Source organism: Streptomyces sp. NPDC027672 (genome assembly GCF_055566335.1).
Genome location: NZ_JBVHSO010000024.1, coordinates 40,850 through 51,533, shown reverse-complemented (window position 1 = coordinate 51,533; position 10,684 = coordinate 40,850). Strand labels below are relative to the sequence as shown.

General features: G+C 73.3%; 10 protein-coding genes. 6 read left to right on the top strand and 4 right to left on the bottom strand.

Annotated elements, in window-relative coordinates:
* The first annotated feature begins 240 nt into the window (after positions 1 to 240).
* From ACZ4SV_RS35435 to ACZ4SV_RS35420, 4 genes are all read left to right on the top strand, one after another.
* Complete coding sequence (locus ACZ4SV_RS35435) at positions 241 to 837, top strand: TetR/AcrR family transcriptional regulator (protein ID WP_468010913.1); 597 nt, start codon at positions 241 to 243, stop codon at positions 835 to 837.
* 401 nt (positions 838 to 1,238) lie between these two features.
* Positions 1,239 to 2,819 (top strand): N,N-dimethylformamidase beta subunit family domain-containing protein, encoded by a 1,581-nt coding sequence (locus ACZ4SV_RS35430; protein WP_468010920.1) that lies wholly within the window; start codon positions 1,239 to 1,241, stop codon positions 2,817 to 2,819.
* 336 nt (positions 2,820 to 3,155) lie between these two features.
* Positions 3,156 to 3,890: an NADPH-dependent F420 reductase gene (locus ACZ4SV_RS35425; protein ID WP_468010910.1), complete on the top strand. Its 735-nt coding sequence runs from the start codon at positions 3,156 to 3,158 to the stop codon at positions 3,888 to 3,890.
* A 48-nt stretch (positions 3,891 to 3,938) separates the two neighbouring features.
* Positions 3,939 to 4,637 carry a nitroreductase gene (locus tag ACZ4SV_RS35420; RefSeq protein WP_468010907.1) on the top strand — a complete coding sequence of 233 codons (699 nt, stop codon included), beginning with the start codon at positions 3,939 to 3,941 and terminating at the stop codon, positions 4,635 to 4,637.
* Positions 4,638 to 4,706: 69 nt separating this feature from the next.
* Here ACZ4SV_RS35420 and ACZ4SV_RS35415 read toward each other — a convergent pair whose 3' ends face one another.
* The 3 genes from ACZ4SV_RS35415 to ACZ4SV_RS35405 form a co-directional block, all read right to left on the bottom strand.
* Positions 4,707 to 5,732, bottom strand: a complete 1,026-nt coding sequence (locus ACZ4SV_RS35415; RefSeq protein ID WP_468010903.1) for an NAD-dependent epimerase/dehydratase family protein — start codon at positions 5,730 to 5,732, stop codon at positions 4,707 to 4,709.
* 157 nt (positions 5,733 to 5,889) lie between these two features.
* A complete protein-coding gene (locus tag ACZ4SV_RS35410; protein WP_468010898.1) occupies positions 5,890 to 6,864 on the bottom strand; it encodes a TauD/TfdA dioxygenase family protein in 975 nt (324 codons plus the stop codon).
* Between the two features lie 242 nt (positions 6,865 to 7,106).
* Positions 7,107 to 8,588, bottom strand: coding sequence for a DHA2 family efflux MFS transporter permease subunit (locus ACZ4SV_RS35405; RefSeq protein ID WP_468010893.1), 1,482 nt, complete (start codon positions 8,586 to 8,588; stop codon positions 7,107 to 7,109).
* 73 nt (positions 8,589 to 8,661) lie between these two features.
* On the opposite strand from ACZ4SV_RS35405, the gene ACZ4SV_RS35400 reads away from it, so the two are divergent.
* Both ACZ4SV_RS35400 and ACZ4SV_RS35395 read left to right on the top strand, forming a co-directional pair.
* Positions 8,662 to 9,093 (top strand): MarR family winged helix-turn-helix transcriptional regulator, encoded by a 432-nt coding sequence (locus ACZ4SV_RS35400; RefSeq protein ID WP_468010889.1) that lies wholly within the window; start codon positions 8,662 to 8,664, stop codon positions 9,091 to 9,093.
* Between the two features lie 260 nt (positions 9,094 to 9,353).
* Complete coding sequence (locus ACZ4SV_RS35395) at positions 9,354 to 10,286, top strand: DUF4232 domain-containing protein (RefSeq protein WP_468010884.1); 933 nt, start codon at positions 9,354 to 9,356, stop codon at positions 10,284 to 10,286.
* Positions 10,287 to 10,437: 151 nt separating this feature from the next.
* Here ACZ4SV_RS35395 and ACZ4SV_RS35390 read toward each other — a convergent pair whose 3' ends face one another.
* A complete protein-coding gene (locus ACZ4SV_RS35390; protein WP_365881041.1) occupies positions 10,438 to 10,683 on the bottom strand; it encodes a DUF5133 domain-containing protein in 246 nt (81 codons plus the stop codon).
* Between the last annotated feature and the right edge of the window lies 1 nt (position 10,684).

The following is a 10,684-nucleotide window of genomic DNA, read 5'->3' as shown; positions in this document are numbered from 1 at the left end:
TCACACCCGCGCGGGATCAGGGGCGATTTCCGGGCACCCCTGGCCGAGAGCCGACCGCAGTGACGTCCGTCACATCTGCGCAGTAGCGGAATATTCCATTCACATGACGCCGCACACCATTTCCGTTTATCCCGCGCCGTTTCACCCCTACACTCCGCCCGGCACCGCGACACGGAGGGACACATGACCAATCCGGCCCCCGCGCCTCCTCAAGGACGCCGTCAACGCAACAAAGCCAGAGTGCAGGAACGCCTCTTCACCGCAGCCCTGGAACTCATCGCACACCACGGCTACGACAACACGTCCATCGACGACATCGCCGCACACGCCGATGTCGCCCGCGGCACGTTTTTCAACCACTACCCGCACAAGGACGACCTCATCACGGAATGGAACACCCGCCGCGCCACCCAGCTCCACCGCGCCCTCACCACCCGGACCGGCGAACTCTCGCCCGGTGACACCCTCACCCGCTTCCACCACTGCCTCGCCGCGCTCACCGAACTCAACGAACAGCATCAGCAGCTCAACCGCACCATGATCACCGCCGCTCACCGGACCGGCCGCCTCACCACCCACCCCTCCCCCACCGCCCAGCTCTTCACCGCCATCCTCACCGACGGGCAGAAGCGCGGAGAGATCACCGAAGACCTCGATCCGCACCGTCTCGGCCACCTCATCGACGACACCTACCACGGCGTCCTCACCCGCTGGGCGGATCCCGCCACCCCCCGGGACACCTCCCTCTACCGCGAACTCCACGAGGCCTTCAAAACCTTCCTCACCGGCACACTCCCCCGCCCCGCCCACCCCGGCGAACACGTCCGCACCACCTGAGAGGCCCGGCAGCCACGCCCGGCCCGCACCGCCGTCCTGATCCACCCGGCAAGGGAGGAGCAACCGCCCGGACGCCCCGGCACTTCAGCCGGTGAACCGACACGTCCGGGTGGAGCGGCGAGGGACCGTGCCGCAGCGGCCGGCGACGGCCGCGTGCCTGCCGGCCGGAGAAGCGCGTAGCTGCCCGGCGGAGAAGGCGGTGAGGCAGGCCCGCCGCCTCCTGGTGCACCGCGCCACGTCGCCTCATCACAGACCCGTACCCCAAGACCCCTGGCCGGCGCGGAAGCCCTGGACCTGAGACCTCCCGCGGCCCGGAGCGAGGCGCGCGGTCCGCGTCGTTCTGTCACCTTGGCCCGGAGAGAGGTGACGCACGAGCCGTGTGCAAGGGAGGCGCCATGAGCATGGGTCCCGCCCGGCAGGAGAGACCGGAACACGAGGCGGTCCCCGGACGGCGGCCGCCGCGCAGGCGCTTCCTCGGAGCGTGCGCCGGCCTCGGGCTCGCCTCCGTGACGGCCGCCGCCTGCGACGCGGCCGGTCCCGCGCACGGACACCGGCGGGCGGCCGTCTCCCACCGTCCCGAAGCGGAACAGGACCGTACGGGTACACCCGATTGGCGTATCGCTTCCCGAGGTCCCGCTCCGGCCGTCGCCGGCTACGCGGACCGGGTGAGCGTGACCCCGGGCGAGGAGTGCGGCCTGTACGTCTCGACGACCGCGGCGTCCTTCCGGGTCTCGGCCTTCCGCGTCGGCTGGTACGGCGGGGCCCAGGCCCGGCTCGTGTGGACGTCGGAGCGCGTCCGGGGCCGCCGCCAGGCGGAGCCCCGCCTCCTGCCGGACACCCGCACCGTGCGCGCGGACTGGCCGCGCACCCTCACGTTCGGCACGTCCGGCTGGCCGGAGGGCGCGTACCTGCTACGGCTGGAGACGGACAGCGGTCACCAGCGTTACGTCCCGCTGATCCTGCGCTCCACGCGGGGCGCCGGCCGAACCGTCCTGATGCATGCCCCGGCCACCTGGCAGGCCTACAACCGGTGGGGCGGCCACAGCCTCTACGCCGGTGCCTCCGGCGCGTACGCCACCCGCTCCCTGGCCGTCAGCTTCGACCGGCCCTACGACGCCGACGGCGCGGAGAAGTTCATGGTGTACGAACGGGCCGCGGTCGTGCTGGCGGAACGGCTCGGCATACCGCTCGCCTACACCACCGGCACCGACGTGCACCGCGACCCGGAGATCCTGCGCGGGGCGTCCGCGGTCGTCTGCCTGGGACACGACGAGTACTGGACCCCGGAGCAGCGCCGGCACGTCACGCGGGCCCGCGACGCCGGCAGCAATCTGGTGTTCCTGGGCGCCAACACCTGTTTCCGCCGGGTCCGCCTGGAGGACGGACAGACGCGGCCGGACCGCACGGTGGTCTGCTACAAGACCTCGCTGCGGGCCGACCCCTGCTACCCCGCCCGGCCCGCCCAGGTGACCACCGACTTCCGCAGCGCTCCGGCGCCGGATCCCGAGTCGTCGCTCACGGGGGTGCTCTACGAGGGGTATCCGACGGACGCGCCGTACGTCGTCCACGCGGCGGACCACTGGCTGTACGAGGGAACAGGCGTACGGCCCGGCGACGGCTTCGACCACCTGGTCGGCGTCGAATACGACCGGATCACCCCCGCCGCGCCCGTCCCCGCGCCACTGGAGATAACGGCCCACTCCCCGCTGGTGTGCGGTGGCCGCCGCAGCCACAGCGACTCGGCCTACTACACCGCAGCGAGCGGCGCGCGGGTCTTCGCCACCGGCACCATGCGCTGGGTGGAGGCCCTCATGGCCGGTACCCGGGACGGCGGCCGCGACCACGCGATGGACGCCCGTACCCGCGCCTTCGTGACCCGCACGACCGAGAACGCCCTGCGCGCCTTCGCGGAGGGCCCCGCCGCCCGGCACCGCCCGGCACCGCGCCCGAACGTCACCGAGGTGTACAGGGGCCCGGCGTGAGACATCCCCGCCTCCGGCTCGCCGGCCACCGCCGACGTTCCACAGCGGCGGCTACGGCGACACCAGCGGGAACTTGACCGGAGGTAGCCTCCGTTTTAAGCTCCTCTCGTGCGGAGGCAGCCTCCGTTTCAGTGCCCGCCGGATCGTCGCGCGAAGAGTGGGGAGCGGTGCCAAAGGCAAGCGGGGCCGCTGAGCTCGCGTGGGCCGCGCGGCGCGCGAGGAGGCTGCCGCCGCACCCGGAAGCCGTGCGGGGCGCCCCTCCCTGCCCTGCCGGCGCCTCATCACACCTGCCCGCCGTCTCTCCCGGGGGACGACGCACCCCCGGAAGGACCCCTCATGAAAATCGGCATCCTCGGAACCGGAGAGATCGGGACGACGCTGGCGCGCACGTTCGGCGCCCGCGGACATGACGTCGACGTGGCGAACTCCAGGGGACCCGAGACCATCGGCAGCGCCGTGCGGGAGTTCGGGGCGCGCGCGGTGACCGCGGAAGAGGCCGTTCAGGGCAAGGACGTGGTGATCCTGTCCGTCCCCTTCGCCCGTGTCCCGGACGTGGCCGGGCTCTTCGCCTTCGCCCCCGAGGAGACCGTGGTCATCGACACCTCCAACTACTTCCCCCAACTCGCCGGTCCCGTCGACGCGGTGGAGCAGGGCCAGGTGGAGAGCCTGTGGGTGGCGGAGCAGTTGGGGCGCCCCGTGGTGAAGGCGTGGAATGCGGCTCTGGCAGGCACCTTGCGCACCAAGGGCGTACCGGCGGGCACCCCGGGCCGCATCGCGCTCCCGGTCGCCGCCGACTCCGGCGAGGCGCGGCGCGTCGGCATGCGCCTCGTGGACGAGAGCGGCTTCGACCCTTACGACGCCGGCGTGCTGGCCGACTCCTGGCGTCAGCAGCCGATGACACCCGCCTACTGCACCGAGCTGGGTCTCGGGGAGCTGGGACCGGCCCTCGCCGCGGCCGACCGGACCGAGGCCCCGCGTCAGCGCGACCGTCAGATGGCACGCTTGGCCGCTCTCACCTTCACGCCCACGCTGGACGAGACCGTCGAGCTGAACCGCTCCCTCCACCGCTGACACACCCGCCCCGGCACCTCGAACCACACGTCCCGGAAAGGCACTTCCTTGTCCAGCAGCGTCTCCTTCTTCACCGATCTCGTGCGCGCCAGGCACTCGCCCCGGCAGTTCCTGCCCACCCCGCTGTCCCCCGCGGACATCCGCGGGGTGCTGGAGGACGCGCAGACGGCACCGTCCAACAGCAACACCCAGCCCTGGACGGTGCACGTCGTCTCGGGTGCGGCCCGGGACACCCTGAGCAAGGAACTGCTCAAGGCGGAGGAGGAAGGCCGGACCTCCCCGGACTTCACCGCCGACTACGGCGACGGTGTCTACCGCGAGCGGTCCTATCAGCACGGCGCGCTCGTGTACGGGGCCCGGGGCATAGCGCGCTCGGACCTCGAAGGCAGGCGGGAGGTGTTCCGCGAGAACCTGCGCTTCTACGGCGCACCCCATGTCGCCCTGCTCTTCATGCCGAGGCTCGGCGACGGGGTACGGACGGCCGGTGACGTCGGCATGTACGCCCAGAACTTCCTGCTGTCGCTCACCGCACGGGGTTTCCACGGCATCCCGCAGGCCCTGCTCGGCATGTACGCGGGAACGGTCCGCGAGTCACTGGGCGTTCCGAGCGAACTCACCATGGCGTTCGGCATCGCCTTCGGTGTCGGCGACCCGACGTCACCGATGTACGACATCGGCATGGGCCGGGTCCCGTTGCGGCAGAGCGTGGTCCTGCACGACACCCCCGGCGTCCTCGACGAGCAGTAGCTCCTGCCCTCGCGTACGCGCCGGGTCCCGGGCGCCCCGCCTGACAGGGCGCCCGGGACCCGGCCCAGGTCACTCCGCTCCGGCCGGGCGCATGCCCCCGAGCCGCCTCTCGTCCAGTGCTTTCAGCAGGTGGCGCTCGCGCTCGCCGCTGAGGCCGGCCCGGCGGGGCCGGTCCAGGCCCTGTTCCCGTTCCCAGCGCAGGATGTCCGCCAGCATCTGGGCCCGGGGCCGGTGGCGCAGGCCCGCCGCGCTCGCCGCGGCGCCGTTGCGGGCGCCGAAGCCGGACCAGTCCGGGTCGGCCACCCATAGCGCGAGGGACTCCGGACCCATGGCCTGGACCACGTTCTGTTCCAGCAGCCAGGCGTCGTCGGCTTCCCTCACCGGCCCGGTGTGGCCGCCGATCCGCCGTGACAGCGCGACCCACTCCCCGAAGGGCACGACCGGGCCGACCGCGTCGTACGTCCCCGTCGTGCCGTTCTCCGCACAGTCCAGCAGCCATGCCGCGAGGTCTCGCGCGTCGACCACCTGCGTGGGAAGGGCCGGGGAGGCCGGCACCAGGAGCGGGGCCGACGGCTCGCGGGCCGCGCGGGCGACCCAGTAGCCGGAGCGCCCGCTGTGGTCGCCGGGGCCGCCGATCAGTCCCGCCCGCGCGATGAGGAGCCGGTCGCCCACCGCGGCCGTCGCGGCCTGCTCACAGGCCACCTTGGCCTCTCCGAACAGCCCGTGGTCGACCTCGTCGCCGCGGGCGGCCGGGAGCAGTTCCGCCGACTCGTCCGCGTCCGGCCGCGCATGCGAGGCATAGGCGCTGACCGACGACACGTACGACCAGTGGCCCGCCCGCTCGCCGAGCGCCGCCAGCGCCCCGCGGACGAAGCCCGGCTGCCACGACACCTCGACCACGGCGTCCCAGTCCTGGCCCTTCAGGCTGTCGTACGCCTTCGGGTCGGCCCTGTCCGCGACGGCCAGCACCGCGCCCTCGGCCGGTTCGCCGCTCTTCCCCCGGGCCAGACAGGTCACCCGATGCCCACGTTGCAGTGCCTGCCGCGATACCTCGCGGCCCACCCACGCGGTGCCGCCCAACACCAAGATCTCCATCAGTGCACTCAACCAGAGACTGCCGGCCCCCGCCTGCCCGGTTCGCCGAGGGCATAGCCGCGTCCGCGTGGACTCGTTGCCCTCGCGTCCGCGGGCGCGGCCTCGCAGTGCGGGGGCCGAACTCGCCTGGGCACGCCGGGTGTTGACAGCTCCGGGCTCACCAGCGGCCGGGCGCGCTCCCGGTGATCGCCTCCGAAGGACGGCCGTCCACCCCGGTGGGCACGTCCCCGGCGAGCATCACCCGGTGCATGATCCGCGGGGAGCCGAGCTGGGCGTGGTCGCCTGGCGCCAGGTGCACGGTGGCCCGGTTGTCCCAGAAGGCGACGCTGCCCGGCTCCCAGCGGAAGCGCACGGTGTACTCGGGGCGGACGGCCTGCTCCAGCAGCATGTCCAGGACCGCCCGGCTCTCGGCGCGGGAGAGCCCGGTGATCTGCTCGACGTAGTAGCCGTTGACGAAGAGGATCCGCTCCCCCGTCTCCGGGTGGACCCGTACCAGCGGGTGCACGGTGGCGGTCTGGTGCTCCAGCAGGTGGCGGACGTAGGCGTCGTCGCCGGGCCGCGGCTGGTAACCGACCCCGAGCCGGTGCTCGGCCCGCAGTCCGTCCACGAACTCCCGCACGGGCGCGGAGAGTCCGGCGTACGCGGCGGCCAGGTTGGACCAGGTGGTGTCGCCGCCGTACGGCGGTACGGCCTCGGCGCGCAGGATCGTCGCGGCGGGCGGGTCGATCCGGGCGCCGTGGTCGCAGTGCCAGCCGCGCAGCAGCGAGTGGCGGCGGCGCCGCAGCCATTCGTCGTGCTCCATGCCGAACCGGCCCCCGAGTTCCAGCCGGTCGGCGGTGGTCTCGACCTCGGGCACGCCCGCCGGGGAGGCGCTGCCCCGCCTGGGCAGCACGACCGGCTCGCCGAACCGGCGCGCGAACGCGACATGGGAGGCGTGGTCGAGGCGCTGCCCGCGGAAGAACACCACCTTCCAGCGCAGCAGCGCCGCGCGGACGACCGCGACCACCGCCTCGTCCAGTTCCCCGGCCAGGTCGACGCCGTCGATCTCCGCGCCGATGTATCCGGCGGCCGGCCGCACCTCCACACCGGCCGCGCGCGCCGCCCCGTCCGTCCCCGGGCTGTCCGTCGTCATGCGCACTCCGGTGGTCGTAGTCGTCCGCGTTCCCGGGTGGTGGGCGGAGGCTGCCGTCGGCGCGAAGACGGCGGAGACGGCCGCGTACGACGCCCCGGCCGCCCTCCGGGCAACGACCCGAAGATCAGACAGGCCCAGGTCCCCGCCCGGTCCGGTCGGTCACCGCTCACCCTATCCGTGGCGCCGGCGGGACGGCACGGACGGGGAGGAGGTCCGTACGTACGCGAGCGGTGTTCCCGGGGTCAGGAGCCGACCCGGTCCCGCCGGCGTCGGGGCAGGACGGGCCCGGAGGTCCTGGCCGTGCTGCCGCGGACGGCGGCGCGGGCGGGGCCGTCGGGCAGGGTGAAGGCGAGGACCGCCGTCGCCGCCGCGATCGCGGCGAGGGCCAGGTACGCGTGCTGGTAGGCGGTGACGGGCGGCGCCGCGGCGGTCTCGGGCGGGGTGCCGAGGACGAGGGCGGTGGTCACGGCGGCCGGCGCGAGCGCGCCGCCGGTCTGGCGTACGACGGTGTTCAGCATCGTGGCCTGGGCCAGGTCGGTCCGGTCGAGGGTGGCCAGGGAGGCCACCGTGGTGGGCATGAAGAAGGTGCCGATCGCGGCGCCGAACAGGAACATGTAGCCGCGGACGGTCCACAGGTCCGTGTCCGCGTCGCAGGTGGCGAGGAGCAGCAGTACGGCGCCCAGACCGACCAGACCGCAGCCGACGATCAGGCGCGGGCCGACCCTGGCGTACAGGGCACCGGCGACCTGCACGGTCAGCAGCACGCCGAACGCCTCGGGGAACGTGGTCAGGCCCGACTCCAGCGCGCTGCGGTGCTGGGCTTGCTGGACGAAGAGAGGGGTCAGGTACAGGGCGCCCATGATGGGTATCAGGCCGATGAGATTGATCAGGTTGGTGTCGCGGAACAGCCGGTCGGCGAACAGGCGCAGCCGGAGCAGGGGTTGGGCCGTGCGCAGTTCGACGGCGACGGCGCCGGCCAGCAGTACCGCGCCGAGCAGGAGCGTGGTGAGGATGGTGCGGGAGGTCCAGCCCTGGTTGGGTCCCTCGCAGATGCCGAACATCAAGGCGGCCAGCGCGCCCGCGCTCAGCAGCAGTCCGGGCAGGTCGAAGCGGCCGGGCCGGCCGCCCCGGCCGCCGGCCAGGAACAGGGCGCCGAACAGCACGGCGGGCAGGCCCACCGGCAGATTGACGTAGAAGACCCAGCGCCAGGACAGGTGGTCCACCAGCAGCCCGCCCAGCACGGGTGCCGCGGCCGGCGCGATCTGCTGCGGGATGATCATGTAGCGGGAGATGCGCACCTGCTCCGCCGAGGTGAAGGTGGCGAACAGCAGGGCGGTGGAGGCCGGGAAGAGGACACCGGCGGACAGGCCCTGCACCGCACGGCAGGCGACGAGCTGGCCGAGCCCGGCCGCCGCCCCGCACAGCAGCGACGAACCGAGGAAGACGGTGAGCGCGGTCAGCAGGACGCGTTTGCCGCCGAACCGTTCGACGAGCCAGGCCGAGGCCGGGATGGCCATGGCCAGACAGACCGGGTAGACGACGACCACTCCGTCCAGCGCGGCGGTGGTCAGCCCGAACTGACGGGCAATCGAGGGCAGGGCGACGGTGGTGATCGCTCCGTCGACGATCGCGATGAACGTGACGCTGACGCTGACGACGGGGACGACCAGGCGCTGGCTGAGACGGGACGGCAGGGCGGACAGCACGGAGTGGCGTCGGAGCATATGCTGAGCATACTCACTATGAGGGGTCTCAGCGTATGGCGGGGGCGAGGGCGGACAGGAGAGACTGAGCGCCATGACAGTGCAGGGCAGCAGCGACATCCTGATCGACGAGCTGTACGAGACGACGCACCGGCTACGACAGTTCGTGGAGGCCCGGTTGCGGGCGAGAGGGGCGTCGGTGGCCCGGCTGCGTGCCCTGCGCATGCTCGCCGGGGCCCGGGAGCCGCTCCGCATGCGGGATCTGAGCGAGAGGGCGGGCATCGCCCCCCGCACCGCCACCGCGATCGTCGACAGTCTGGAACGGGACGGCCTGGTGGAGCGGCTCCGCCATCCGCAGGACCGGCGCGCGTTCCTGCTGCGGCTCACCGAGGCGGGCCGGCGCTGTCACCGCGAGGCGGAGGAGATCGACCGCCTCGCCCTCGCCGAAGCGACCGCCGGGGTGGACCCGGACGAACGCGAACAGCTGCGGACCCTGCTCGCGCGCATCCGCGCCAACACCGTGTGAGGGGTCGCGGAACCCCGACCGAGGCACCTCCCGGCGTCCGAGATGGGACGCCCGGCACCGCCTCGCGCCGGCCGTCGGGCGTCGCCGGCTCCGCGCGGCCGTGTCCCGGGGACCTCGCCGAGGCCCTCACGGAACCCTGGCCGCGAAACGCGCAGGCCCGGGTCGCGGCAGCGGCCGACAGGCCGTACGGAGCGAGCCGTTGACCCGCCGTCGTGACGTACGCCACAGCCCGGCGGCCGGGACCCTGATGAAGTGTCCCGATGCGCACAGCCACTTGTCTCTTCCCGCCGGCCCTTGCCGCACTCCTGCTGCTCACGGCGTGCGGCTCCGGACAGCCGGGCAGCCTCGGCCCGGACGTGACCGGTCCCGCGAGCCGGCCGGCTGTCACCGCGCCGTCCGTGGACGGCGTCCGGATCACCTCGGTGACCGTCCCCTCCGGCACGCCCACCGCGAGCCCCAGTCCGGACGCTTTCTCCGTCCACCCCGACCCGCTTCCTGGCCGCGTCTCCGGCGTCTCGGCCGCCTACGAGGTCACCAACGACGGCACCGCGGCCCTGACGTACACGGTCCTCTTCACCTTCACCACGGACACCGGCGAGGTCATGGCCAGCAAGGAGGAGACCGTCCGCTCGGTCGGTGCCGGGGCGACCGTACGCGGCACGGTCCGCCTCGGGGAACTGGTGCCCGGAGCGTCGCCGGTGACCCGGGTCAAGGTCGCCAGGGTGACCAGGGTGCCGGCCGGCGAGGCGCCGCCGGCGTCCGGCCAGTGCCCGCCTTCCGGCATCCGCCTGAGCGCCGATCAGGGCGATGCCGCGATGGGGCTGCGCGTGGTGGGACTGCACCTGGAGAACTGCGGGACACGCGCGTACGCCCTCGACGGCTACCCGCTCCTCGAACTCCTCGACGAGGACCTGTCCCCCGTCGAGGGCATCCGGATCGTGCGGGGCAGCGGGGGCATCAGCACCGGGACCGGATTCGACGAGCCGGCCCGCCCGCTGGTACTGAAGCCCGGGGAGAGCGCCGTTTCCGGGCTCATGTGGCGCAACACCACCGAGGACGGCGCTCCCGTCGACGTTCCGTACGTCAGGGTGCGGGCGGAGCGCGGCGCCGATCCGGTGACCGTCACGCCCCACCTCGACCTCGGCACCACCGGGAAGCTGGCCGTCCGCGCCTGGGCGCGCCCGCCGCAGTAAGGCCCTGCTCCGAGCCCCGGGCCCCGCGTTCCGAGGAACCACGGGGCAGGGGCCGCGGACCGGACTGGCCCTTCCCGGCGGCGCGTTGCCCGGGCACACGCCTCGTCCGGGCAGGCTTTCGGATGCGCGGGGTGGGCTTGGCCGCCTGGCGTCAGGCGGCCAGGGTCTGTGTCGCCCTGGCGGCCGCGGGACGGTCCGTCCGCAGCCGGTCCAGAAGGGCGTCGGCGGTGGCGAGGGCCTGGTCCACCGACTGGGTGCCGGTCATGACGCACAGCGTGTAGGTGGCGTCCTCCAGTTCGCGGCTGGAGTGACCGGTGGGCTGCAGGTCATGGCGGAAGCGAGCGTCGGCGAAGCGGGCCAGCACCGCACGCAGTTCCTTCTCCGCAGGCAGCAACACA

Bases quoted from the DNA above. Each gene is read 5' to 3' on its own strand.
- ACZ4SV_RS35430 (WP_468010920.1), top strand. From the start codon at position 1,239: ATGGGTCCCGCCCGGCAGGAGAGACCGGAACACGAGGCGGTCCCCGGA.
- ACZ4SV_RS35405 (WP_468010893.1), bottom strand. From the start codon at position 8,588: ATGCTCCGACGCCACTCCGTGCTGTCCGCCCTGCCGTCCCGTCTCAGC.
- ACZ4SV_RS35400 (WP_468010889.1), top strand. From the start codon at position 8,662: ATGACAGTGCAGGGCAGCAGCGACATCCTGATCGACGAGCTGTACGAG.
- ACZ4SV_RS35415 (WP_468010903.1), bottom strand. From the start codon at position 5,732: ATGGAGATCTTGGTGTTGGGCGGCACCGCGTGGGTGGGCCGCGAGGTA.
- ACZ4SV_RS35395 (WP_468010884.1), top strand. From the start codon at position 9,354: ATGCGCACAGCCACTTGTCTCTTCCCGCCGGCCCTTGCCGCACTCCTG.
- ACZ4SV_RS35425 (WP_468010910.1), top strand. From the start codon at position 3,156: ATGAAAATCGGCATCCTCGGAACCGGAGAGATCGGGACGACGCTGGCG.
- ACZ4SV_RS35410 (WP_468010898.1), bottom strand. From the start codon at position 6,864: ATGACGACGGACAGCCCGGGGACGGACGGGGCGGCGCGCGCGGCCGGT.